General features: G+C 61.4%; 24 protein-coding genes. 13 read left to right on the forward strand and 11 right to left on the reverse strand.

Translation table 11 applies throughout. The annotated features are described in order from the left end of the window. Window positions 1-173: 173 nt before the first annotated feature. The 5 genes from rpsM to AC6JA3_RS06710 all read left to right on the forward strand — a co-directional run bounded on the left by rpsM (window position 174) and on the right by AC6JA3_RS06710 (window position 3,714). Window positions 174-551 carry a 30S ribosomal protein S13 gene (gene rpsM, locus AC6JA3_RS06690; protein ID WP_011775569.1) on the forward strand — a complete coding sequence of 126 codons (378 nt, stop codon included), beginning with the start codon at window positions 174-176 and terminating at the stop codon, window positions 549-551. A gap of 51 nt (window positions 552-602) precedes the next feature. Further along, window positions 603-1,004 (forward strand): 30S ribosomal protein S11, encoded by a 402-nt coding sequence (rpsK, locus tag AC6JA3_RS06695; protein WP_014922380.1) that lies wholly within the window; start codon window positions 603-605, stop codon window positions 1,002-1,004. A 149-nt stretch (window positions 1,005-1,153) separates the two neighbouring features. After that, entirely contained in the window at window positions 1,154-2,164 is a 1,011-nt protein-coding gene (locus AC6JA3_RS06700) for a DNA-directed RNA polymerase subunit alpha (RefSeq protein ID WP_011775567.1), read from the forward strand. Between the two features lie 66 nt (window positions 2,165-2,230). After that, entirely contained in the window at window positions 2,231-2,791 is a 561-nt protein-coding gene (gene rplQ, locus AC6JA3_RS06705; RefSeq protein ID WP_347782996.1) for a 50S ribosomal protein L17, read from the forward strand. Window positions 2,792-2,823: 32 nt separating this feature from the next. Beyond that, complete coding sequence (locus AC6JA3_RS06710; protein WP_497920013.1) at window positions 2,824-3,714, forward strand: tRNA pseudouridine synthase A; 891 nt, start codon at window positions 2,824-2,826, stop codon at window positions 3,712-3,714. 123 nt (window positions 3,715-3,837) lie between these two features. Here AC6JA3_RS06710 and AC6JA3_RS06715 read toward each other — a convergent pair whose 3' ends face one another. From AC6JA3_RS06715 to AC6JA3_RS06755, 9 genes are all read right to left on the reverse strand, one after another. Beyond that, window positions 3,838-4,716, reverse strand: a complete 879-nt coding sequence (locus AC6JA3_RS06715) for a type II secretion system F family protein (protein ID WP_347782998.1) — start codon at window positions 4,714-4,716, stop codon at window positions 3,838-3,840. Window positions 4,717-4,728: 12 nt separating this feature from the next. Further along, window positions 4,729-5,670, reverse strand: coding sequence for a type II secretion system F family protein (locus AC6JA3_RS06720; protein WP_347783000.1), 942 nt, complete (start codon window positions 5,668-5,670; stop codon window positions 4,729-4,731). A 2-nt stretch (window positions 5,671-5,672) separates the two neighbouring features. After that, window positions 5,673-7,013 carry a TadA family conjugal transfer-associated ATPase gene (locus AC6JA3_RS06725; RefSeq protein WP_347783641.1) on the reverse strand — a complete coding sequence of 447 codons (1,341 nt, stop codon included), beginning with the start codon at window positions 7,011-7,013 and terminating at the stop codon, window positions 5,673-5,675. A 98-nt stretch (window positions 7,014-7,111) separates the two neighbouring features. After that, a complete protein-coding gene (locus tag AC6JA3_RS06730; RefSeq protein ID WP_347783002.1) occupies window positions 7,112-8,311 on the reverse strand; it encodes a CpaE/TadZ family protein in 1,200 nt (399 codons plus the stop codon). Next, entirely contained in the window at window positions 8,308-9,075 is a 768-nt protein-coding gene (cpaB, locus tag AC6JA3_RS06735; RefSeq protein WP_347783004.1) for a Flp pilus assembly protein CpaB, read from the reverse strand. Before cpaB ends, AC6JA3_RS06730 begins: the two co-directional genes overlap by 4 nt. Window positions 9,076-9,130: 55 nt before the next feature. Continuing rightward, complete coding sequence (locus AC6JA3_RS06740) at window positions 9,131-10,168, reverse strand: TadE/TadG family type IV pilus assembly protein (protein WP_347783005.1); 1,038 nt, start codon at window positions 10,166-10,168, stop codon at window positions 9,131-9,133. Beyond that, window positions 10,156-10,563 carry a TadE/TadG family type IV pilus assembly protein gene (locus AC6JA3_RS06745; RefSeq protein WP_347783006.1) on the reverse strand — a complete coding sequence of 136 codons (408 nt, stop codon included), beginning with the start codon at window positions 10,561-10,563 and terminating at the stop codon, window positions 10,156-10,158. Before AC6JA3_RS06745 ends, AC6JA3_RS06740 begins: the two co-directional genes overlap by 13 nt. Window positions 10,564-10,666: 103 nt before the next feature. Then, window positions 10,667-10,852, reverse strand: a complete 186-nt coding sequence (locus AC6JA3_RS06750; protein ID WP_347783008.1) for a Flp family type IVb pilin — start codon at window positions 10,850-10,852, stop codon at window positions 10,667-10,669. A 321-nt stretch (window positions 10,853-11,173) separates the two neighbouring features. After that, window positions 11,174-11,818 (reverse strand): prepilin peptidase, encoded by a 645-nt coding sequence (locus tag AC6JA3_RS06755; protein WP_347783010.1) that lies wholly within the window; start codon window positions 11,816-11,818, stop codon window positions 11,174-11,176. 287 nt (window positions 11,819-12,105) lie between these two features. On the opposite strand from AC6JA3_RS06755, the gene rplM reads away from it, so the two are divergent. From rplM to glmM, 3 genes are all read left to right on the forward strand, one after another. After that, window positions 12,106-12,549 (forward strand): 50S ribosomal protein L13, encoded by a 444-nt coding sequence (gene rplM, locus AC6JA3_RS06760; protein ID WP_024817563.1) that lies wholly within the window; start codon window positions 12,106-12,108, stop codon window positions 12,547-12,549. A 39-nt stretch (window positions 12,550-12,588) separates the two neighbouring features. Beyond that, window positions 12,589-13,095, forward strand: a complete 507-nt coding sequence (rpsI, locus tag AC6JA3_RS06765; RefSeq protein ID WP_035760464.1) for a 30S ribosomal protein S9 — start codon at window positions 12,589-12,591, stop codon at window positions 13,093-13,095. A gap of 179 nt (window positions 13,096-13,274) precedes the next feature. Further along, a complete protein-coding gene (gene glmM / locus AC6JA3_RS06770) occupies window positions 13,275-14,639 on the forward strand; it encodes a phosphoglucosamine mutase (protein WP_026539840.1) in 1,365 nt (454 codons plus the stop codon). Window positions 14,640-14,704: 65 nt separating this feature from the next. Here the strand turns inward: glmM and AC6JA3_RS06775 are convergent, their stop codons facing one another. Beyond that, the gene (locus tag AC6JA3_RS06775) at window positions 14,705-15,559 is read right to left on the reverse strand and encodes a M15 family metallopeptidase (protein WP_431768461.1); all 855 of its coding nucleotides are present in this window, start codon (window positions 15,557-15,559) and stop codon (window positions 14,705-14,707) included. Window position 15,560: 1 nt separating this feature from the next. Continuing rightward, window positions 15,561-16,532, reverse strand: coding sequence for a type I pantothenate kinase (coaA, locus tag AC6JA3_RS06780; protein WP_026539842.1), 972 nt, complete (start codon window positions 16,530-16,532; stop codon window positions 15,561-15,563). A 139-nt stretch (window positions 16,533-16,671) separates the two neighbouring features. On the opposite strand from coaA, the gene glmS reads away from it, so the two are divergent. The 5 genes from glmS to treY all read left to right on the forward strand — a co-directional run bounded on the left by glmS (window position 16,672) and on the right by treY (window position 25,162). Beyond that, the gene (glmS, locus tag AC6JA3_RS06785) at window positions 16,672-18,555 is read left to right on the forward strand and encodes a glutamine--fructose-6-phosphate transaminase (isomerizing) (protein ID WP_026539843.1); all 1,884 of its coding nucleotides are present in this window, start codon (window positions 16,672-16,674) and stop codon (window positions 18,553-18,555) included. Window positions 18,556-18,559: 4 nt separating this feature from the next. Then, window positions 18,560-18,907: a holo-ACP synthase gene (locus AC6JA3_RS06790; protein WP_011775548.1), complete on the forward strand. Its 348-nt coding sequence runs from the start codon at window positions 18,560-18,562 to the stop codon at window positions 18,905-18,907. A 17-nt stretch (window positions 18,908-18,924) separates the two neighbouring features. Continuing rightward, window positions 18,925-20,502 (forward strand): NAD(P)H-hydrate dehydratase, encoded by a 1,578-nt coding sequence (locus AC6JA3_RS06795; RefSeq protein ID WP_347783014.1) that lies wholly within the window; start codon window positions 18,925-18,927, stop codon window positions 20,500-20,502. 68 nt (window positions 20,503-20,570) lie between these two features. Beyond that, window positions 20,571-22,853 carry a glycogen debranching protein GlgX gene (glgX, locus tag AC6JA3_RS06800; protein WP_026546278.1) on the forward strand — a complete coding sequence of 761 codons (2,283 nt, stop codon included), beginning with the start codon at window positions 20,571-20,573 and terminating at the stop codon, window positions 22,851-22,853. Next, window positions 22,850-25,162 (forward strand): malto-oligosyltrehalose synthase, encoded by a 2,313-nt coding sequence (gene treY, locus AC6JA3_RS06805; protein ID WP_347783016.1) that lies wholly within the window; start codon window positions 22,850-22,852, stop codon window positions 25,160-25,162. Before glgX ends, treY begins: the two co-directional genes overlap by 4 nt. Window positions 25,163-25,194: the final 32 nt, after the last annotated feature.

The raw sequence follows: 25,194 nt of genomic DNA on the forward strand, positions 1-25,194 counted from the left end.
CGCAAGGGCAAACCTGGGTTGCTAGCCCACGCAAGTAAATAAAGGCAGCACAAGCTGTGCCAGGACTGCATTTCAGAGCCTGGTCAGCGAACCCCCGGTCGGAGGCTGGGGCCACACGGAACGTGTGGGTGTACTGCCTACGACCTCCGGTTTATTCAAGGAGTACCGCCACTATGGCTCGTCTCGCTGGCGTAGACATTCCCCGCGAAAAGCGGTTGGAAATTGCGCTTACTTACATCTACGGCGTGGGCAAGACCCGTGCACACGAAACCCTGGCTGCCACCGGCATCAGCGCTGACGTTCGCGTCAAGGACCTGACTGACGCCGAACTGGTCCAGCTGCGTGACTACATTGAAGGCAACTACAAGGTTGAGGGTGACCTTCGCCGCGAGGTAGCCGCTGATATCCGCCGCAAGGTAGAGATCGGCAGCTACGAAGGCCTGCGCCACCGCAAGGGCCTGCCCGTACGCGGACAGCGTACGAAGACCAACGCACGTACCCGCAAGGGTCCGAAGCGCACCGTCGCCGGCAAGAAGAAGGCCGGACGTTAATCCCTCGGGATTGACCTGGTTTTCCCCCGATAACTTTCTGTAGGAGAAACAATGCCCCCGAAGACTCGTGGAGCGGTTCGTAAGCCGCGTCGCAAGGATAAGAAGAATATTGCGCTTGGCCAGGCGCACATCAAGAGCACCTTTAACAACACCATCGTGTCCATCACGGACCCGAACGGTGCTGTCATCTCATGGGCTTCCGCCGGTGAGGTTGGCTTCAAGGGCTCCCGTAAGTCCACCCCGTTCGCTGCCCAGATGGCTGCCGAAGCTGCTGCAAAGCGCGCTCAGGAGCACGGTCTGCGCAAGGTTGACGTATTCGTCAAGGGCCCGGGTTCCGGACGCGAAACCGCAATCCGTTCACTTCAGGCCGCTGGCCTCGAGGTTGGCTCCATCCAGGACGTCACCCCCAGCGCCCACAACGGTTGCCGCCCACCGAAGCGCCGCCGCGTCTAATTAGGTCTTCCCTGCCTGACCGGCCGGGCCTGCTATGGATGGTTTCGATCATCCATCAGCATGGCCCGGCTGGTCAGGCTGGAAACCGAAGCCGATTTCCACCACCTGTGTTGCGTCATATAGCGGATGCTCGCCGAAAGGAAACCTAAGTGCTCATTGCACAGCGCCCCACCCTGTCTGAAGAAGTTGTATCCGAGAACCGCTCCCGTTTCATCATTGAACCGCTGGAGCCGGGCTTCGGCTACACCCTCGGAAACTCCCTCCGCCGTACCCTGCTCTCCTCCATCCCCGGTGCCGCTGTAACCAGCATCCGGATCGATGGCGTGCTGCACGAGTTCACCACGGTTCCGGGTGTCAAGGAAGATGTCACCGAGATCATCCTGAACATCAAGAACCTTTCGGTTTCCTCCGAGCACGATGAGCCGGTTGTTGCGTACCTGCGCAAGCAGGGCCCCGGAGTCGTCACCGCCGCGGACATCGCTCCGCCGGCCGGCGTCGAATTCCACAACCCGGATCTGCACATTGCCACGCTGAACTCGAAGGGCAAGTTCGAACTCGAACTGACCATCGAGCGCGGCCGTGGCTACGTTTCGGCAGCTCAGAACAAGTCCGGCGACTCCGAGATCGGCCGTATTCCGGTTGACTCGATCTACTCGCCGGTCATGAAGGTAACTTTCCGCGTGGAAGCTACCCGTGTTGAGCAGCGCACCGACTTCGACAAGCTCATTGTCGACGTCGAGACCAAGCAGGCAATCGCCCCGCGCGATGCTGTTGCTTCCGCAGGCACCACCCTGGTGGAACTGTTCGGTCTGGCTCGTGAGCTGAACACCGCAGCTGAAGGTATCGAGATTGGCCCGTCGCCGACGGACGCTGCCCTGGCAGCTGACATGGCTCTGCCGATCGAGGATCTGGACCTCACCGTCCGTTCCTACAACTGCCTCAAGCGTGAGGGCATCCACACCGTGGGTGAACTCGTTGCCCGCTCCGAGGCTGACCTGATGGACATTCGTAACTTCGGTGCGAAGTCCATTGACGAGGTCAAGGCAAAGCTCGTCGAACTGGGTCTGTCCCTCAAGGACTCCCCTCCCGGTTTCGATCTCGCAGCCCGCGCCGCAGCCATCGAAGAGGACGACGCCGCGTTCAGCGACGACGAGCTCTAAACAGCAGATCTTGGCCGCCGGGTCCAGCGATGGACCTGACCGGCTTACATAACAGGAGAAATAATTATGCCTACCCCCACTAAGGGTCCGCGCCTCGGAGGCGGCCCGGCTCACGAGCGCCTGATGCTCGCGAACCTGGCAGCTGCTCTGTTTGAGCACAAGCGCATCACCACCACGGTCACCAAGGCCAAGCGCCTTAAGCCGTACGCAGAGCGTCTGGTCACCTTCGCCAAGCGTGGCGACCTCGCTTCCCGCCGCCGCGTTCTCGGCCTGATCAGCGACAAGGGCGTTGTCCACGAGCTGTTCACCGACATCGCCGGCGCCGTTGCCAACCGCGATGGTGGCTACACCCGCATCACCAAGATCGGCAACCGCAAGGGCGACAACGCTCCCATGGCTGTCATCGAGCTCGTTCTCGAGCCGGTTTCCCCTAAGCAGGCCGTTGTTGCTGAAGCAACGGCTGCCGCTGCCAAGGCTGCTCCGGCTGCCGAAGCTCCGGCTGCTGATGAAGAGGTCGTAGAGACCGAAGCTGCTGAAACCGAAGAGGCTCCGGCCGCTGAGGCAGAGGTTGCTGAAGCTGAAGCTGCTGAAACCGAAGAGGCTCCGGCCGCTGAGGACAAGAAGTAATTCACTGAATTCTTCACAGTAGACTTAAGTCTATGAACGAACGAAAACCCGCTGCCCCCGTTTTGGGGGGCGGCGGGTTTTTGCGTGTCCGGCTTGATCTCTCCTACGACGGCGGTCCTTTCAACGGGTGGGCATTGCAGCCGGGTCTCCGGACTGTTCAGGGCTCTTTGGAAGAAGCACTGGCTCTCTTGCTGCAACGGCCGGTCCGTGTGACGGTTGCCGGCAGAACTGATGCCGGCGTCCACGCCCGCGGGCAGGTGGTTCACCTGGACCTGACCGAAGCCGAGTGGCTGTCTCTGCCGCGCGGGCACGAACTCGATCCCGGCGTCGCGCTCTTGCGGCGGCTCCGTGGCGCCTTGAGCCGGATTCTCGGTGACCTTACGGGGGCCGTTGAAGTGCACGACGCCGGCCTGGCGCCCGAGGGCTTCGACGCCCGCTTTTCTGCCTTGTGGCGGAGGTACAGCTACCGCATCGCCTATGGCCCGGAGCGGTGGGACCCTGTCCTGCGGGGGATTACCCTGTGGCACAAGACTGCGCTGGATGTTTCGCTGATGAACCAAGGCGCTGCGGCTTTGCTTGGACTTCAGGATTTCCGTTCCTACTGCAAGCCACGGGAAGGTGCCACTACTATTCGTGAGCTGCAGAAGTTCACCTTTGACCGTGCCGGCGATGGTGTCATTGTTGCCACCGTTCAGGCTGATGCTTTCTGCCACAACATGGTGCGCTCCTTGGTGGGGTCTGCGCTGCGTGTGGGGGAGGGCTTGGAGTCTCCTGGCTGGTTGCACTCGCGGCTGCTGGAACGCAAGCGGGATGCCAAGTCCGTTCTGGCCGCACCCCACCCGTTGGTGCTGGAAGAAGTTGCCTATCCAACGGACGCCGAGCTGCTGGCCCGGGCTGAGCTGACGCGGGCGCGACGACAGTAGTTTTTTCCCTGGCGTCCGGGCATTGGAGGACCCCCTCCCGGCTCTGGGTACCGGAAGGGGGCCGTTGTGGCACTCCGTGGTCTGGGATCCGCGAAGTGCCGGTCTATTTCCAGCGGGGCAAGATCAGCTGAACGCCTGCATGATCTTGATCACTGCCGGACCCAGAAGGACTATGAAGAGCACCGGGAAAATGCAGAACAGGAGCGGAAAAAGCACCTTGACGGGCAACTTCATGGCACGCTCTTCAGCGCTTTGACGCCGTTTGACGCGTGCTTGCTTGGCTTGGGCCCGGAGGACATTCGCGATGCCGATGCCATACTTGTCGGCTTGTATGACGGCGAGGACAAAACTACGAACGTCTGGTACAGCGCATCGTTCGGCCAAGGCTTCGTAGGACTCCTGCCGGGGACGTCCCACCTGGATGTCCTGCAGCGTGCGCATCAGCTCATGGGGCAGGGGACCCGACCCCTGCGAGGATGCCCGTTCCATCGCCGATTCGAACCCAAGACCGGCTTCGACTGAAATCAGCATTTGATCCAGGGTGTTCGGAAACTCGAGTTTGATGGCCTCCTGCCGCTTGATCCCGGTGTTGTAGACCAGGAGATCTGGAAGGAAGTAAAGAAACACAGTCAGGAAGAGGCCCAGTCCTACCATTCCAGGTCCGGGACTGAGGAGAAACAGGAATACTCCGCCGAGTGCTCCCGCTAACGCGAGTGCCGGTTTCAGGGCGATGAGCCTAGGCAACGGCATCGACATCGGGCGGCCGGCAAGCGCGAGCCAATGATCCAGTCTGGCTTCGTAGCTGCCGGGGGTTAGTTTCCTGGCAACGCCCAGCAGGAGGGGCTGTCGTCTAAGGTTCACCCCACTACCTTGAGCGAAGCCCGACCCGAGATTGCTTTGAATGGCAACAACGCCCTTACGGTCAATGCTGAGCAGTGACCAGGCGAAGTAGCCGAGTGGAAGGACGATGGTGCCAATAATGAGCCATGCGATGGGAGTCATGAGCGTTGTCTCCTAAAACTTGATCTTTACAGTGCGGCTCATCCAGAAGCCTCCGATAACGAACAGGAGCGCGCTGACTACCACCAGAGCAATCCCAATGGGGTGTTCGGCGAAGAGTCTCATATAGCCGGGGTTCAACGCGGACATGAAAAGCCCCACGGCTACAGGAAGAATCATCAGGACCATGGCAGACATCTTGCCTTCAGCACTCAGGGCGCGTACGTGCCCCTTGATCTCGCTTCGCTCCCGGATTGTTCCTGCCACTTGTTCCAAAACCTCGGCCAAATCCCCACCCACCTCGCGGTTGATTTGGATTGCCTGCCCGATCCACTGGAAGTCTTCGCTGTCCATGCGGCTGGCACAATCTTCCAGCGCTTGCCGTGGGTCCTTGCCGATTCGCACTTCGTTGACAATCCGGGCCAGTTCTTCCGACGTCGGGGCTTGCGATTCCTGGGCCGCGGCCTCCAACGACCTCATGATGCTGTGCCCCACGCGAAGGCCGCCAATCAACATCTGGATGGTGTCCGTTAGCTGCATCTCAAACTTCCCGCGGCGTCTTCCTGTCTTCACACCAAGGATCAGCTTCGCCCCAAAGGGAGTGGCAATAGCTAGCAGAATGCCAATGAAGGGATTAATCAGGAGCCAGCCGAAGCCTCCAAGAAGTACGGCCGCGATGACAACCACGACGGTCACGTCGGCGGGCGCCTGTTTGACGCCGGCGTTGTAGAGAACCTCGCGGTTGAAAGGCCCGCCTGACTTGCCAAGGGCGACGTCAACGAAGCGTACGGCGGACTCCGAAACACGCCCCACTGCTGAATTATCCTGAGGCAGGTCCACCCGGCGACGCTCGACAGGGATAGGGCCGTTCTGAGGTTTCAGGACAACGGCTACCACGACAATGAGGGCGGCCACGCAGAGCGAGACGGCGAGGACGAAGAATGCTGGAGAATCCACCGTTATCGCCTCCCCACTGTAACGGGAACCGCACCGAAGGTCGCGGGGGAAACCTGAATGCCGAGCTCCGCGAAACGATCGAGGAAACGGGGCCGAATACCCGTGGGTACGGCTTTGCCCAGGAAACGGCCCTGGGCATCCAACCCGGCCGAGTAATCGAAAAGAAACGCGTCCTGGAGGGTGACAACATCTCCTTCCATGCCTTGCACCTCGGTCACGTGGGTTACCCGCCGGCTACCATCACGTAGGCGGGTGACCTGAACAATGAGGTCGACGGCAGATGACACTTGTTCCCGGATGGCCCGCAGCGGAAGGTCCATTCCGGCCATGAGTACCAGCGTCTCCAAGCGCGCAATTGCGTCGCGGGGAGAGTTGGCATGGACAGTTGATAGTGAGCCGTCGTGCCCCGTGTTCATCGCCTGGAGCATGTCCAAAGACTCACCTCCACGAACCTCTCCCACAATGATGCGGTCGGGACGCATACGGAGAGAGTTCCGCACGAGGTCCCGGATGGTGATTTCACCCTTGCCTTCGATATTGGGTGGCCTGCTCTCCAAACGGACCACGTGGCGCTGCTGCAGCTGCAGTTCAACGGCGTCTTCGATGGTGACGATGCGGTCGGACTCAGGAATGAAGGACGACAGGACGTTGAGCAACGTCGTCTTTCCTGTACCCGTACCGCCGGAGACGATCACATTCAACCGCGCCCGGACGCACGCACTCAGCAGCTCGGCCATCTCCTGGCTCATGGAACCCCATTCGATGAGGTTCCTCACCGTGAGCGGAACGTGGCTGAATTTCCTGATGGTCAGCGATGGGCCGTTGACAGCCAGCGGCGGGATGATCGCGTTGACGCGGGAGCCGTCTTCCAGTCGTGCATCCACCAACGGAGAAGATTCGTCGATGCGACGTCCCACCTTGGAAACGATCCGTTCGATGACCTTCCGAAGGTGGTCATCCGAGCTGAACTGCAGCTCCGTTAATGCCAGGTGACCGTGACGCTCCACGTAGATCTGGTCGAATCGATTCACCATGACTTCTGTGACCGACGGGTCTTCCAACAATCGCTGCAACGGACCGTAGCCCATGACTTCATCGGAAATCTCGCGGATCAGCCGGCGCCTTTCCTCTGGGGATAGGGGTACTTGCTCTTCGTCGATAACGGCTGAGAGTTCCTCCACTGCGAAGGACCGAAGGTCCTCCTCGGACGAGGAGGTATCCCCCATGCGGTTTCCTATGCGTGCAAAAAGAGAAGATGCTGCTCGTTGCTTGAGACCAGCCAGTGCATCCACCGCCGGAGCGGTAGGTACACCACCTAGGATCGGTGGTGACACCGAGGACAATCCATTGTTGTCCTCGGCCGCAACGAAGTTTCCCGCCTCCGGATCTGTGGAAGCACCTGGGTGAAGAGGGTTGTTTTTGGTCAATCTCTCTGACAGCTTCACGACACCACCACCCTCCGGTGCAATTTGTTCTGGGGTGTTGATTCCAACCGAGGATCGAATCGTTGAACGAGCTTTCGCAGCCCCTTGATCGATGCATCCCGGGCGGTTCCTTGCAGCACGGGAACACCACGATTCGTGGAATAAGGAAGGGTCTTGGAACGAGGGATCACGGTGTCAACGGGAACCCCAATGGTGGCCTCGACATCCTGTACGGAAAGACCGCTCTTCCTGTCCGCGAAGTTCAAGACAGTATGACGGCCTTGAGGTAGAAGCTGCAGCTCCTTCAGCACGCTGAAGCATTTCCGGAGACCCCTGATACTCGGGACATCCATCCCACAGACCCAGACCCCGTCAGTGGCCAACTCCAAGGTCGCCAGGCAGTGTTCGCCCAAACCTGGTGCTGTGTCCACCACGACGTACTTGAACTCCGTCGCCAGCTGATTGAGGAGCCGGGTGACGTGGTCGGCGGTAATGTAGTCCGAATCGGACGGCTTCTGTGGTGCGCAAAGTGCGTAAATGCCAGCGGGATGGACCGTGAGAAATGCTTTGAGGACCATGGAATCCTGGGCAGCAGCACCGTGAACCGCCTCGGTGATGGAATGTTCCGGTTCCAGCAACAGGCCGGAGGCAACATCCCCGAACTGCAAATCCAGGTCCACGATCACGACGCTCATGGGTGCTACGGCGCCCAGCCCGATAGCCAGGTTGGTTGCCACGGTTGTCTTGCCAACTCCACCTTTGGGCGACATGACGGCAATGACCCGGCCCCGCTCCTGCCCGGACTCGGCAGCAGGTTGCATTCCACGTCGCCGGCTGGCGGCCGCCAAGCACGCGCGCTCCAGGAGGACGCGAAGCTCGTTGACCTCAGCCTCAGGTGCCACCACATCCCTGACTCCGGCATGCATGGCCTTCAACACGACATCCGCAGTGGGGTCGGCTACCATCAGCAGGCTGATTTCCGGATACTGAAGGTCGATCACTGTGGCCAGTTTGAAAGCATCGTCGGGATTGACTCCTGGGCCGAGGATCATGACCTCGGGAGGAGCCCCGGTCAACTGCTTGAAGATTTCATCAGTGCCGTCTTGGAGCACGGCGGGTGACAAGGTTTGAAGCTCGCCGTGCAGGGCTCCAGTAATGGCCTGTCGGATCCGGGCTTCAAAGTCCCGGACCGCGGTGATGGCTACGAAGCGGCTCATTGGACCAGCCCTCCAAATGTGGTTGTTGGGGGATCGCTCTTGACAGTCTTCTCTGTCTGCTTGGAGAGCCATAGTGTGCCGAACTCTGCGCCGAAGACCATCTTGACAGCGTTGGCGTCGCTCAGGGCCACAGTGACATACGCCGAGCCATTGGGAAGAGCGACTGCCTTTTCCGTTCCGGCCGACTTTTCCGCATCGGGTGCTGCCTGCTGGACTGCGGTGACCAGAACGTCGTGATACAGGAGCTCGGTGAAGTTCTTCCACCCCGTCAATCCAGTAGGTAGGTTGGCTCCTGCCGGCACGGCTTCGTCGAGTTTGAAGGAGGCAAAGACAGTAACTGTATCTCCTGCCTCCACCCGGCCGCCCAGCATGCGCTCCGGGGCAAGAACAAAGGTTGCTTCCTGCAAGCCTTCGGGAACGGGAACGGTTCCCGGGACCAGCTCTTTAGGGCTGACCAGTTTTACTCCCAAAAGCTGCTCACCTGGCTGGAGGTCAGAGGAAGTGACCTTGCCTTTTTGATCAGTGAGGGCGTTGATAGTCCCCGGTGCCACAGCGGATTGAGGCAAAGTTTCGGTTTTGACCTTGGACTGAAGTTCCTCTGCCTTGGTTCCGGCGGGAATGCGTTCTTTGACGACAAGTACGGTAACGGGATCAAGCCCTTGCTGCGCCCGTTTGTCGGCCCCCTGAACATAGGTGACCAGCAAGACGGTGCCAATGACTGCCAAAAGCAGTGCTGCAATGCCTCCCAGTAGGCGTGTTTTCACTTTGTAACTCCCTTCGAGTTCTCTTGAGGTTGAAGAGCAGGCGCATATCCAGCGGCTACTCGGTGAGCTTCACAACGGATGCTCCATAGTTGGGAATGCCACCCGTTGACTGTGAGCCCTCTTCGAGTGACACGAAACGCGAGAAGTAGCCTTGTATTGCGCGGCAGTTGTTTGTGCAGTTCGGTGCTGCAGGGTCGAGCTTCTGGCCACCATCGAACTTGTACCCAGTCACCTGAAAGGCCGCGAAACCGATCAGCGTGTATTTTGTTTTGTTGCCGTTCTGTGCAGCCGTCTTGAAAAGCGGGATGAGGGCAGGCTCTTCCATGATCTTGGCTAGTACCGAGTTGCAGGTTGCGCCGTTGGGAAAATGGTTACCCGGTTGACCCTGGACCACTGCCTTAACGGATATATCTGTTGAGCAGCCGGAGTTGGTCTCCAGCCACCCGAAACCACCAGGTTGATAGCCGTTTTGGGCAACGCATCCGCCGACTGCGGGGGCGTTCGTGTCATAGCGCAAGGTCACGTGGGTTGGAATGGGATCGCCCGAGAAGGCGCCGGTTGAGTTCAGCGAAGCGAGTTGAGCTGGTGAAAGGTACTTCTTGAAAACGCACTCGCTTACGGTCCACGGCAGGGTAGTCGCAGAAGAAGGAGCTCCCCACGACGCTTCGGCCGAGGCAGTAACGTTCGCGGTGTCGAAGCCCATGGTTTGTGCGAAAAACAGCGAGAGGCTGTTCTGCCCTGCTGTGTCCCGTGCATTCGTTGCCACCCGTACGGTGGTGGCAGCCGGAAACGTGACGACGGCGCCGCTGGTGTTGTCATTGGCGTTGTCATTTGCGAACTGATTTCCCGTAGATGTGCTGCTCCCACAGTTGCCCCCGGCGCAGTCGGTGGCGATAGCCAGCGCTGCAGCATCAGCGCCATTCTGCAGTTGAGCTTTCTCAGCGTAGATAGCCCCGACATCCACGGCCAAGGCAGCGAATCCGAGGAGGACAACCATGAGGACTCCGACGATGACCGTGCTTGCGCCACGTTCGGAATCGACCGCATCTTCAGGTGACCGAATGTCCCGAGGTGCCCTGACTAACCACCGCATCTCATCACCCCCACTCCTGACAGGTTGAGGGGGAAGATGCCTGCTCCGCCGAAGAAGCCGGCGTCCAGGAATCCAGTCATCGAAGACAAGGAAACACTGGTGGTGACCTCCACGTTTGCTCCTGGTGCGCAGCTGGAAGCATTGTCTGCGACAGTGACTCCCAGTCCGTCCAGAGCCGGTGCGGCGGCCAAAGCGGCGCCGGAGACGTCCAGGGTGCCGTCCTGGTAGTGCACCGCGGCATGGCGGGCTCCTTCCCGCGCAGCCTGAGTCAGGGAAACCTGGACATTGTAGGCACGCCCAAACTCCATGATTCCGAACAGGATTAGCAGCAAAAGTGGCAGAATGATGGCCAGTTCCACGGCCGCGGCGCCACGCTCATTCGTTTTGGATTTCACATCCGTCTCCCGGTCCCAGATCCCATAAGAACTTGCTCTTAAAAGCGACGGTTGGTCGTGGTTGCCAAGCGGCAGCCGCGACCAACCGAGTCACGTGGCTGAGCTAGAGGATGCCACCGAAGAGAGCAGTAACACGCCCGCCGAGTGCGAAGGCTGCAACTCCGACGACGACTGCAATGGCGGCGACCATGATGCCGTATTCAACCATCGTCGCGCCCTTCTCCTCGGAGGTGAAGCGGTCCTTGACGCCGGCAATGTACGAGGTAATGGTGAAGATGAAAGCAGACATTGGAAAATCCTTCCCAGAAAAATATTTGCGAATTGGGTTATAGGTCCAGCAAATTATCGGAATTTGCTTCGACTTCCGAACTACCCCCATGTTTCCTTTAGCGGTCCGGAATTCGATGAGATAAGAATTCACCCTGGGGAGCAGTCGCGACAATGCGTAGCCGTACTCGACTTGGGGGAGTGGGCGCTACTTGCCGGTGCGGGCCGAGGGCAGGAAGTACTCAGTTTTAGAACAGAAAGGGGTCGAAACTACTTGGTTTCGAAAGCCCGCTTATCAATTGGGGGGCCCGTTCCGGGGAAGGTAAGTGCGTACTAAGCTGCGTCAGTTAATGGCCAGGGCGACGCCGAGGGCAGCGATCACCATGGCCGGGCCATGGGCCGTTTCCGTAGGCTTTTCCGCGCGTCGCAGGCGCAACATCAGTACCGTGAGCACCCCGCCCACCACGAATCCCAGTAGTCCCCCGAAGAGTACTTGCTGCCAACCCAAGTACCCCAAGTACAGCCCCAGGGGTGCCGCGAGCTTCACATCGCCCATTCCAATGCTTCCGGGCGAAAGAAGTCCAAGAATTAAGTAGCCGGCGAACAGGATCGAACCTCCGGCGAGAGCCCGGAGCAGCTCGGGCCAGCCTGGAGCAAGGGCTGCGGACGCGGACAAAAGCAACAGTCCACCCCCGAGAAGGATCACAATGAGGGCGTTGGGCAGCAGATGAAGGACGAAGTCGATCCGTGAAAGCTGCACGCCAAGTAATGCCAATAAAAGAAATGCCGGCAATTCCCATGACGCACCGAACCGCCATGCGAGCAAGCCGAACAGCAGCGAGGTGACAGCCGCCGTCGTGATCCGCACCTTATGGGAGGGGAGTCCGCCGAGCCGCGGCAGCCGCAGCGAGATGAGCCACTCGGCGGCTGGGCCCAGGAGGAGGCCCGCGAGGGCGATAATGAGTGGAAAGGCGGCCCCGTCGGTCATGTGCTCTCCCTCAATCAGTGCGCTGCCCCCAAGGGCGGTTACCCCATTTTGACCCGGACACCCCGATGAAGGTATTGTTTAGAGTCGTTGTGCGTGTCCTATCTCGATGACACATGCCTTACGGGGGATCCAGTTGCAGGATCGCTAACTCCTGGGGCATATCGAGATCCTGGGATGACTGGTACATAGAGCCCTCACCTCTGCTCCGGTAGCGCATACATAGTAGGTACACGCCTCACTGCGTGTCGCCTAAAACATGAACGCCAGAACAAGAACGAGGCAAAACCGTGCGTACGTACACCCCGAAGCCCGGCGATATCAACCGCCAGTGGCACGTCATTGACGCCACCGACGTTGTCCTTGGTCGTCTTGCCAGCCAGACCGCAACACTGCTGCGCGGAAAGCACAAGCCGACCTTTGCGTCCCACATGGACATGGGCGACTTCGTCATCATCATCAACGCTGAAAAGGTTGCCCTCACCGGCGCCAAGCTGGAGCAGAAGCGCGCATACCGCCACTCCGGTTACCCGGGCGGCCTGACCTCCGTCAACTACGCCGAGCTGTTGGAATCCAACCCGGTTCGCGCTGTTGAGAAGGCCATCAAGGGCATGCTCCCCAAGAACTCTCTCGCTGCACAGCAGTTGGGCAAGCTCAAGGTCTACCGTGGCGCTGAGCACCCCCACGCTGCACAGCAGCCGAAGACTTTCGAAATCACCCAGGTCGCCCAGTAGTCCTGGCCACCAACTAAACTTTTTATTACAAGGAGAACCGTGGCTCAGAACGAAGAACTGACCGCCGAAGCCGTCGAGGCTGAGGAAACCCTCACCAGCTACACCTCTGAAAGCACATCTGCTGAAGATGCGCCCAAGAAGGAGCGCCCGGCACTGACCGTTGCCGGTGCAGCTGTTGGCCGTCGCAAGGAAGCCGTTGCACGCGTTCGCGTTGTTCCGGGTTCCGGCAAGTGGACCATCAACGGCCGCACGCTGGACAACTACTTCCCGAACAAGCTGCACCAGCAGGACGTCAACGAGCCCTTCAAGATCCTTGATCTCGAAGGCGCCTACGACGTCATCGCCCGTATCCACGGCGGTGGCATCTCCGGCCAGGCCGGTGCACTGCGTCTCGGTGTTGCCCGCTCGCTGAACGAGATCGACGTCGACAACAACCGCGCCACCCTCAAGAAGGCCGGTTACTTGCGCCGTGACGCCCGCGTCATCGAGCGTAAGAAGGCTGGCCTCAAGAAGGCACGCAAGGCTCAGCAGTACTCCAAGCGTTAATCCGCTTGGCCCCCCCCTTGCGGGGTATCGAAAGCCCGTTCCGCCATTTCGGCGGGGCGGGCTTTCGCCGTTAAGGGGCGGGCTTTCCCCGTTAAACACCCACCGTTGAAGCCCGTCCATATGACGCTCCGACACGCCCCTGAACTGATGGTGTCCCGTAGTCGTCTAAACTTGAGCCGATGTCTAGATTATTTGGAACAGATGGCGTGCGCGGTCTCGCGAACGGATTGCTCACCGCCGAGCTGGCTATGCAGCTCGCACAGGCCGCCGCCGTCGTACTCGGCCATGACCGCACAACCAATGGCAAGCGGCCGCGCGCCGTCGTCGCCAGGGACCCCAGAGCGAGTGGCGAGTTCCTCGCAGCCGCCGTGGAAGCCGGGCTTTCCAGCTCCGGAATCGACGTCTATGACGCCGGTGTTCTTCCCACCCCTGCGGCCGCTTACCTGGTGGCAGACCTCGACGCCGACTTCGGCGTCATGCTCTCGGCCTCCCACAACCCCGCGCCGGACAACGGGATCAAGTTCTTCGCCCGCGGCGGCCAGAAGCTCCCGGACCACGTCGAAGACGCCATCGAGGCGCAGCTTGGCAAAGAGCCGCAGCGCCCCGTGGGAGCCGACGTCGGACGCATCCAGCGCTTCTCCGACGCTGAGGACCGCTACATCGTGCACCTGCTGGGTACGCTGCCCAAGCGCCTGGACGGCCTCAAAGTAGTCCTCGACTGTGCCCACGGTGCAGCGAGTGGTTGCTCGCCCCAGGTGTTCAAGGACGCCGGCGCTGATGTTGTAGTGATCGGCGCTGAGCCGGACGGCCTGAACATCAACGAAGGTGTGGGCTCCACACACCTGGGCCCGCTGAAGGAAGCCGTGGTCAAGCACGGTGCAGATCTTGGGGTAGCCCACGACGGCGACGCCGACCGTTGCCTTGCCGTGGACCACGAAGGCAATGAAGTGGATGGTGACCAGATCATGGCCATCCTCGCGCTGGCCCTCAATGATGCAGGGAAGCTCAAGGACAACATCCTGGTGGCCACGGTCATGAGCAACCTCGGCCTTAAGATTGCCCTCAAGAACGCCGGCATCACCATCCGTGAAACCGGCGTCGGCGACCGCTACGTCCTGGAGGAAATGCGCGACGGCGGCTACAACCTTGGCGGGGAACAGTCCGGCCACGTGATCTTCTCCGACTACGCCACCACAGGCGACGGCGTCCTGACCGGCCTGCAGCTCGCGGCGCAGGTCGCTCTGACCGGCCGCAGCCTCAAGGAACTCTCCACGGCCATGACAAAGCTCCCGCAGCTGATGATCAACGTCAAGGGCGTCGACAAGGCCCGCGCCGGTACCGACGAAGGCGTGGCAGCGGCTGTTGCTGCCGCCGAGCTGGAATTGGGTGAGACCGGCCGCGTGCTGCTCCGCCCGTCAGGTACTGAAGCGTTGGTCCGTGTCATGGTGGAAGCCGCTGATATGGAAACAGCTGAGCGCATCTGCAACAGTCTTGCCGCAGTGGTCAAAGAACGACTGGGCGTGTCCAGCGAAATGACCGTCTAGGAAGTTTGAACGAGCATCGGCCCGCACCCTGGATGCCAGGGGAGCGGGCCGATGCTGTTTAAGGGCTAAAGGTAGTCCGGGGCTGCTTCGAGCCCGAAGTACTCTTCCAGGGTGGCAATGCCGCGCGTGGCCATGTCCGTTGCCGCTTCCACGCCGATATACCGCAAGTGCCAGGACTCGTAGAAGTACCCGGTGGTGTCGTGGAGCATCCAGGGATAGCGGACCACAAAACCGAACCTGTGGGCGTTGGCCTTGGCCCAGACCGCCGAGGGCTGCTCAGCAAAGCACGGCTGGAAGCTGCAGGCTCCACCCCCGTCGCCGATATCGAAGGACCAGCCCGTCTGGTGCTCGGAGTGGCCCGGGCGGGCTGAAGCACGGTCCGCAGCCGCCTGCCCCGTGCTGGCGACGTACCCTCCGTACGTGGCCACTTGGGTGGAGTAGGAACGGTAGCCCGAAGCCAAGGTCATGATGATGCCCTCTGTTGCCGCCGCGCCGAACATCTTTTCCGCGGCAGCCGCCGTCGTGCTGTTAAGCAGGGAAGCTTCGCCGCTGACGGCGAGTCGGACCTTCGGCTGGACCAAATCGGCCGGGACGAAGTCCTGCGGGATCAGTGGGCGGTGCTTGTTGACGATCACCCAAGGGCTGGCGGGGTCAGTGAGGGAATGCTGGGGTGCAACGGCGCTGGACGGTGCCGCAGTGGGGGACTCCGCGCTGGGGGACGGGGAAACAGCCGCAGACTCCGTAGCGGGGGCGCTGGAGGGGGCTGCAGACGGCGCAGCGGCTTCGCTGGCGGCGTTTGCAGCTACGGGGGAGGGGACGGCCTTCTCAGGTGTGCACGCAGCCAATGCCGCCATTCCAGCTCCGGCGGTGAGCAAGCCTGCAAAAACGCGCCGGCTCGGGAGCTTTTGGGAGTCGGCCACCCTAGACCTTCCTCAGCAGCATCCGGCGGATGGAGTGGTCTGCGTCCTTGGTCAGGACCAATTGGGCGCGCCCGCGCGTTGGCAGCACGTTCTCTTCGAGGTTGGGTTCGTTGATGCGCTTCCAGATGCCGCGTGCGGTGGATTCGGCGTCGTCATCGGACAGCGTGGCGTAGCGGTGGAAGTAGGATTCCGGCTGCGCGAATGCGGTGGTGCGCAGTTTGCGGAAACGGTCCACGTACCATTCCTCGATGTAGGAGGTTTTGGCGTCCACGTAGATGGAAAAGTCGAAGAAGTCGCTGACTGCCAGTCCCTGCTTGCCGTCCATGCGGGGACGGGCGGGAGCCAGGACGTTGAGACCCTCGACAATCAGGACATCGGGACGCCGCACCACGACTTCCTTCCCCGGCACGATGTCGTAGGTTACGTGGGAATACCACGGCGCCCGCACTTCTTCCGCGCCACCTTTGACTTCGGAGACGAAGCGAAGCAGTCCGCGCCTGTCGTAGGACTCGGGAAAACCTTTGCGCTCCAAAAGGTGCCGGCGCTTCAGCTCGGCCAAAGGATAAAGGAATCCGTCCGTGGTGATGAGTTCCACATTGGGGGTCCCGGGCCAGCGCCGCAGCATTTCGCGGAGCACGCGGGCGATGGTGGACTTGCCAACGGCCACTGAGCCGGCGACGCCGATCACGAACGGTGTGCGCTGGGTCTGTTCGCCCAGGAACGTGGTGGTGGCTGCATGGAGCTGGTGCGAAGCCTGTACATACAGGTGCAGGAGCCGGGAAAGGGGGAGGTAGACCTCCCTGACTTCCTTCATGTCCAAGGGGTCGCCGAGTCCGCGGAGACGGAAGATGTCCTCTTCGTTGAGGGGCTGCTCCATCTGCGCTGCAAGCCTGGACCACGTTTGACGGTCCAGCTCTACAAACGGGGAAGCGCCGTCGCCATTAGCTTCGGTGCGTTGCAAAGTCACGCTCATGATTCTGCCCTCCGCGAGGCGGAACAGGAAATGCGCGACGACGGGAGGGTGAATTGTGAGGGTTGGACATCATACTGGCAAGGGGAAGAGCTGGGATGTCCCACGTCAGTTGTTTGCGCTAGACGTTAGGCTAGTACCCATGTGTGGAATCGTAGGCTATGTTGGCAATTCGTCTCGCAAGGCAGCTGGTCACAGCGCCCTTGACGTCGTCGTGGAAGGGCTGCGTCGTCTTGAGTACCGCGGCTATGACTCCGCTGGCGTCGCAGTGGTGGCTGACGGGAAAATCTCATCCCGTAAAAAGTCCGGCAAGCTGAGCAACCTGATCGGTGAACTGGAAGCAAATCCAGTTCCTGAATCCCTGACCGGCATCGGCCATACCCGTTGGGCTACCCACGGTGGCCCGACCGACCGCAACGCGCACCCGCACCTTTCCGATGGCGGCCGCCTTGCACTTATTCACAACGGCATCATTGAGAACTTCGCTGAACTCAAGCAGGAGCTCCTGGCCAAGGGCGTTACCTTCGAGTCCGAAACCGACACCGAAGTTGCCGCTGCGCTTGTTGGCGACATCTTCCGCACCCAGCTCAATGGCGACGGCGGAAACCTCACCGAAGCGATGCGCCTGGCCTGCCAGCGCCTTGAAGGCGCCTTCACCCTTCTTGCAGTCCACGCAGACCAGCCCGACGTCGTCGTAGCTGCCCGCCGCAACTCCCCGCTGGTGGTTGGCCTGGGCGAAGGCGAGAACTTCCTCGGCTCGGACGTCTCCGGCTTTATCGACTACACCCGCCGCGCCGTGGAACTGGGCCAGGACCAGATCGTCACCATCACCGCGGACTCCGTGGAAATCACCGACTTCTTCGGCGCTCCTGCCGAAGGCAAGGAATACCACGTCGACTGGGACCCGGCATCGGCCGAAAAGGGTGGCTTCAACTCCTTCATGGAGAAGGAAATCCACGATCAGCCTGACGCTGTTGCACAGACCCTCCTGGGCCGCTCGGACCTCGATGGCAAGCTGACGCTGGACGAGGTCCGCATCGACCCCGAACTCCTCAAGCAGGTTGACAAGATCATCGTGCTCGCTTGCGGTACCGCGGCTTACGCCGGCCTGGTGGCCAAGTACGCCATTGAGAACTGGTGCCGGATCCCCACGGAGGTGGAGCTCGCGCACGAGTTCCGCTACCGCGATCCGATTGTGGACTCCAACACCCTGGTTGTTTCGATCAGCCAGTCCGGTGAGACCATGGACACCCTGATGGCCGTCCGCTACGCCCGTGAACAGGGCGCCAAGACGATCTCCATCTGCAACACCAACGGTTCCACCATCCCGCGCGAATCCGACGCCGTGCTCTACACGCACGCCGGCCCGGAAATCGCGGTTGCCTCCACCAAGGCATTCCTGGCGCAGATCACGGCCGCTTACCTCCTGGGCCTGTACCTTGCCCAGTTGCGCGGCAACATCTTCTCGGGCCAGATCAAGGACGTCCTGGCGGACCTCAACAAGATTCCCGCCAAGATCCAGCACATCCTGGACAACGCAGGGCCCCTGCGCGAGCTCGCGCGCAGCATGAAGGACGAAAAGTCCGTGCTGTTCCTTGGCCGTCACGTGGGCTACCCGGTTGCCCTGGAAGGCGCCTTGAAGCTCAAGGAAATCGCCTACATCCACGCTGAAGGCTTCGCTGCCGGCGAGCTCAAGCACGGTCCGATCGCCCTGATCGACGATGGCCAGCCGGTCTTCGTCGTGGTTCCGTCCCCGCGTGGCCGCGACTCCCTGCACTCAAAGGTCGTCAGCAACATCCAGGAAGTCCGTGCACGTGGTGCGCGCACCTTGGTCATTGCCGAAGAAGGCGACGAGTCGGTCAAGGATTACGCAGAGCAGGTCTTCTACGTACCGGAGACGCCCACCCTGTTGATGCCGCTGCTCACCACTGTTCCGCTGCAGATCTTTGCCGCTGAACTGGCCGGCGCCAAGGGCTACGACGTAGACCAGCCGCGCAACCTCGCCAAGAGCGTGACCGTAGAATAACGCCATGATTGTTGGCATTGGCGTAGACGTCGTAGACATCGAGCGGTTCGGCAGGCAGCTGGAGCGGACGCCCGGGCTCCGGGATCGGCTGTTTGTTCCTGCCGAACGGGAATTGAACACCCGTTCCCTGGCTGCCCGTTTTGCGGCCAAGGAAGCCGTGGCCAAGGTTCTGGGTGCCCCCGCGGGCATGAACTGGCAGGACTGCTGGATTGGCCTCGATGAGAACGGCCCCACGGTCCAGGTCAAGGGCACGGTGCTGGCAGTGGCTGAGGCCAAGGGCGTCAAGCGCTGGCACTTGTCCATGAGCCATGACGGTGGCATCGCCACGGCCACTGTGCTCGCCGAGGGCTAAGCGGACTCTCAAGAACAATGATCAGCGCCTTCACCGGACAACAGATCAGGGATGCGGAACAACCGTACCTGGACGCCGGTGGGGGCGCTGTTCTCATGGAACGGGCAGCCTATGGGCTGGCCCAGGCCGTAGCACGCGAGGTCAAGACACGGCGCCGGCTGGCCGGTGCCAGCGTCACCGTCCTGGCAGGCAAGGGCAACAATGGCGGCGATGGCCTCTTTGCGGCAGCGCTGCTGGCACGCCGGGGAATGCGCACGACGGCGGTCCTCGCCGCTGCTGAAGTCCATCCCGAGGCGTTGGCAGCCTTCAAGACAGCCGGTGGTCGGACCCTCTACCTCGAGCCGGGGAACGCTGAGGAACTCGCAGTCGTATGCGCAGGAAATGACGTGATCATTGATGCCCTGCTTGGCACGGGTGCCCGTGGAGGCCTCCGTGGGACATCCGCGGAACTTATTGCTTCCCTTCAGGAACTGCGTCCCGCCTTGGTAGTGGCCTGCGATCTGCCCAGCGGGCTGGATGCCACCACAGGCGAAGTCCACTGGCCTGTGCTGGATGCGGACGTTACGGTGACGTTTGGCGGCGTCAAAGCAGGCCTCATGACCGACCCGGGGGAAGGCTGTTCGGGCCGGGTCCAGGTGGTGGACATCGGCATTGAAGAGTTGCTCGAATCCACCCGGCCGGAGCTCCGCCGCCTCACTTCTGCAGAAATTTCCGCAGTGCTGCCCCGTCCCGGACGCCGGGCACACAAATACACGCGGGGTGTCCTGGGCGTTGTGGCGGGCTCGGTGCGGTTTGCCGGTGCCGCTGTCCTGGGCGTCCATGCGGCGGCCCTCGCGGGCGCCGGGATGGTGCGTTACGCCGGCCCCCAATCGGTAGCGCAGTTGGTGCTGGCCAAAACCCCGGAAGCTCTGTGGGAACCGGAGAAACCCGGCCGGGTCCAAGCATGGTTGCTGGGCTCCGGCGTCGACGGGGAAGAGCAGCTTGAGCGGGCCAGGTCCGCTGCTGCGACTGCCTTGGCCGCGGATCTGCCCGTGGTAGTGGATGCAGGTGCATTAAGCCTCCTGCCGGACCACTGCCCGGCCCACTGGATCCTGACGCCACACGCTGGAGAACTGGCCACACTCCTCGGCTCGCTGCCCTCAACCGGTGAGGTGGCCGTGACGCGGGAGGACGTGGAATCGCGGCCGCTGCACTGGGTACGTCAGGCCGCAGAACAAACCGGCGCCACGGTGCTCCTGAAGGGAGCCACCACACTGGTGGCGTCGCCGTCGGGCGTTGTTTTCAGCCAGTCCGAAGGCACGGCCTGGATGGCGACCGCAGGCAGTGGCGATGTCCTGGCCGGTATTCTGGGCGCTTTGCTCGCCCAAAGCGCGGAATCCATCAAGGACGACGACGGCGCATATGCCGGCCTGGGCCTGGGCGTTGAGGACCGCTGGGCTGCATTGGCTGCCGTTGCTGCGAGCCTCCACGGGCGGGCTGGATCGCAGGCATCGGAAGAATTCAACGGAGGGCCCCTTACAGCTTCCGCGATCATGTCTGCGATACCGCGTGTGATTGGTTCGCTCAGCGCGGAATACGACCGAACAAGACCCTAAGGTTACTGTCGTTGTCGGGGTCATGAGTAGGCTTGCAACAGTTGTTCGCATCATCAAGAGGAGAACGCATGGAAGTCTGGCCTGGATCGGCTTATCCGCTGGGTGCCACCTTTGACGGCACCGGCACCAACTTCGCGCTGTTTAGCGAGAAGGCCGAAAAAGTGGAATTGTGCCTCTTCGACGACGACGGCGGGGAAGTCCGCGTAGAAGTTACCGAGGTTGATGGTTACGTATGGCACTGTTATCTGCCGCAGGTCCAACCCGGACAAAAGTACGGCTACAGGGTGCACGGTCCTTACGACCCCGACGCCGGCCAAAGGTTCAATCCCAATAAGCTGCTGCTGGATCCTTACGCAAAGGCCATCCACCGGCAGATCGACTGGGATCCATCCTTGTTCTCCTACAACATGGATGACCCGGACTCCCGCAATGACGAGGACTCGGCACCGCACATGATGCTGGGTGTCGTCATCAACCCGTTCTTCGATTGGGACGGCGACAAGCTGCTGCGGATTCCGTATCACAAGTCCGTGATCTACGAGGCCCACGTCAAAGGCCTTACCCAGATGCATCCAGAGGTGCCGGAGGAGCAGCGCGGCACGTATGCCGGCGTCGCCCACCCGGCGGTTATTTCCCACCTGCAGAAGCTGGGAATCACGGCGATCGAGCTCATGCCGGTGCACCAATTCGTCAATGACGGCATCCTGCAGGACAAGGGCTTGAACAACTACTGGGGCTACAACACCATTGGGTTCTTTGCCCCCCACAACAGCTACAGCTCCAAAGGTGACACTGGCCAGCAGGTCCAGGACTTCAAAGCCATGGTGCGGGCACTGCACACCGCCGGAATCGAAGTCATCCTTGATGTGGTCTACAACCACACAGCCGAAGGCAACCACCTTGGACCGACCCTCTCGTTCAAGGGAATCGACAACTCCGCGTACTACCGCCTGGTGGAAGACGACCAGAAGTACTACATGGACTACACCGGCACCGGCAACTCACTCAATGTCCGCAGCCCGCACTCCCTGCAGTTGCTGATGGACTCCCTGCGGTACTGGGTCACCGAGATGCACGTGGACGGGTTCCGTTTCGACCTCGCATCCACGCTTGCCCGCGAATTCTACGATGTGGACAAACTCTCCACATTCTTCGAACTCATCCAGCAGGACCCCGTGGTTTCCCAGGTGAAGCTCATTGCCGAACCATGGGACGTTGGTCCCGGCGGCTACCAGGTGGGCAACTTCCCGCCGCAATGGACCGAATGGAACGGCCAGTACCGCGACACCGTGCGTGACTTCTGGCGCGGCGAACCCTCAACCCTGGGCGAATTCGCGTCCCGGCTCACCGGCTCCGCGGACCTTTACGAGCACTCGGGCCGCCGCCCGGTGGCATCGATCAACTTCGTCACCGCCCACGACGGTTTTACCCTGGCTGACCTCGTCTCCTACAACGAGAAACACAACGAGGCCAACGGCGAAGGCAACAACGACGGCGAATCGCACAACCGCTCGTGGAACTGCGGAGCCGAAGGTCCCACGGATGATCCCACTGTCCTTGGCTTGAGGGCGCGCCAGCAGCGCAACTTTATCGCCTCGCTGTTCCTGTCTCAGGGCGTCCCCATGCTCCTGCACGGCGATGAACTCGGCAGGACCCAGAACGGCAACAACAACGGGTACTGCCAGGATTCGGAACTGACCTGGATCAACTGGGACAACGTGGACCAGCCCCTGATCGAGTTCACGGCCGCCGTCAGTGCCCTCCGGGCCAAACATCCGAGCCTGCGTCGCAGCCGCTTCTTCGACGGGAGGCCGGTCCTGCGAGGCGAAGGCGAGCGACTGCCCGACATCGTATGGCTTGACGCGGACGCCAGCACCATGAGCCCGTCGGACTGGGATGAAGCCTTGGGTCGGTCCGTTGGCGTATTCCTCAACGGTGATGGCATCCACGGCCAGGATACGCAGGGCCGGCGCATCACGGACGTGAACTTCCTGCTCTACTTCAACGCCGACCAGGAAGAAGTCGGTTTCCGGATTCCTTCGGATGAGTACGCCCCCGCCTGGGACGTCATGATCGACACCGCCGGAGAAGGTGCTGAAGCGGGAGTGGTCAAGCCCGACCAGATCCTGATGGTCGGCGGGAAGTCCTTGGTGGTCCTGCGGGCCCACAGCACTCCGGAAATTGAACCCGACCACTCCGTGGCGGCCTCCCTTGCTGCCCTGACGCAGACCAGCACACCGGAAAACGCGTCCATCACGGCTCCTGCCGTGACATCGCTGCCTTTCGACTACAAGGACTCCGCACCCGAGGGGACCAATGACGAAGGTGACGGGAAGAAGGCGGATTCATGAAGACACCCGTCTCAACCTACAGGCTCCAAATCCGCGCTGGTTTCACTCTCCAGGACGCAGCGGATCTCACCGGATACCTGCGTTCGCTTGGCATCGACTGGGTTTACGTCTCCCCGATCCTGACCGCGGAAGAGGGCTCGGACCACGGCTATGACGTGACCGATCCTTCAACCGTCGATCCTTCCCGTGGAGGCCCTGAGGGGCTTTCCGCGCTGTCCAAGGCAGCGAAGGAAAAAGGCCTTGGCGTCCTGGCCGACATCGTGCCCAACCACATGGGTGTTGCTTCACCGAAGCAAAATGCCTGGTGGTGGCAGTTGCTGAAGGAAGGCCGCGGTTCAAAGTACGCGGAGGCCTTCGACGTCGACTGGGACTTCGGCGGCGGCAAGATCCGCATCCCTGTACTGGGAAGCGATGACGACCTTGACGGGTTGTCGGTGGTGGACGGCGAACTGCGCTACTACGATCACAGCTTCCCCCTGGCCGAGGGGACCTATACCTCCGGGGACAACCCGCGGGAAGTCCATGCACGGCAGCACTATGAACTAGTGGGCTGGCGCCGGGCGGACGCTGAGTTGAACTACCGCCGGTTCTTCGCCGTCAACACCCTCGCCGGGCTGCGCGTCGAAATCCCCTGGGTCTTTGACGAGTCCCACGAGGAGATCGTTCGCTGGTTCCGTGAAGGACTGGTGGACGGGTTGCGGATCGACCACCCGGATGGGCTCGCCGACCCCGAGGGTTACCTCGCCCGGCTGCGGGAAGCAACCGGTGGGGCCTACTTGCTGGTCGAAAAGATCCTTGAACCCGGAGAAGAACTGCCGGACACCTTCGAGTGTGAAGGGACCACCGGCTACGACGCCCTTGCCGACGTCGACAGGCTCTTCGTGGATCCGGCCGCAGAGGAATACCTGAATTCCCTCGACGCCAGGTTGCGGGACGCGGAATCCCCAGCGAACTACGCTGCGATGATCCACGGGACCAAGCGCCGGATCGCCGACGGAATCCTGCGTTCGGAAATCCTCCGGTTGGCGCGATTGGTGCCACCGTCCATGGACTTGCCGGCGGAGAAAGTTGCCGATGCCATCGCCGAAGTCATCTGCTGCTTCCCCATCTACCGCACCTACCTTCCTTACGGCCAGGATGTCCTGGCCGAATCGATCCGTCGTGCCGGGGAAAGCCGTGCTGACCTCAATGAGGTGCTGGAGCTCCTGACGCCACTGCTGATGGATTCCTCCGGTGCTTTGGCACAACGTTTCCAGCAGACCTCCGGAATGGTCATGGCCAAGGGGGTGGAAGATACCGCCTTCTTCCGTTACAGCCGGCTGGGGACCCTTACCGAAGTGGGAGCAGATCCGACGGAATTCGCGGTATCCACCGACGTCTTCCATAGGCGGATGGCCCGCAGGCAGCAGGCGTTGCCGCTCTCCATGACCACACTGAGCACCCATGACACCAAGCGGAGCGAGGACGCAAGGGCTCGTATCTCGGTCATCTCCGAGGCCGTCCCTGAATGGGAACTGTTCCTGGGCACCGTCCAGGAGTTGGCCCCCATCCCTGACGGTCCCTTGGCTGCCCTTGTATGGCAATCGATCGTCGGTGCCTGGCCTGCAGATCGCGGACGCCTGCAGTCCTACGCCCTGAAGGCTGCACGTGAAGCGGGTAATTCGACCAACTGGACCGACCCCAACCAGGAGTTCGAACGTCACCTGGCGGCCGCCGTCGACTCCGTCTTTGATTCGCCTGAAGTTGGAGCAGCCTTGGCCAACTTTGTCGCTGAGCTGGAACCCCATGGAACGTCCAACTCGTTGTCGGCCAAGCTGGTCCAGCTGACCATGCCGGGTGTGCCGGATGTCTACCAGGGCACCGAATTCAGGGACGGTTCCCTCACCGACCCGGACAACAGGCGCCCTGTCGACTTCCAGGCTCGCATAACCGCGCTGGCGGAGTTGGACAACGGGGCCTCGCCGGCGTTTACGGACGAGGCGGCCAAGCTGTTGGTGGTGTCACGGGCACTGAGGTTGCGGCGCGACCGGCCTGAACTCTTCAGCGGATACACCCCGGTAGGAGTGCACGGGGCCGCAGCCGGCCACGTGGTGGCCTTCGATCGCGGCGTTGCCGGCCGCGGCGCCCTCACTGTGGCCACGCGCCTGCCCAAACGGCTTGCCCGGGAAGGTGGGTGGCGGGACACCGTAATCGAGGTATCCGGAAACGTCCGTGACGAACTCACCGGAGCCACGTACGGTGCCGGCAACATCTTGTTGGAGACGCTGCTGGAAAAGTATCCCGTGGCCTTGCTGGTCCCCACCGACTGACCCCACATCAAACCATCACTGCAACGCACGCT

The sequence above is a fragment of the Arthrobacter sp. TmtSoilC79 genome (genome assembly GCF_059739405.1).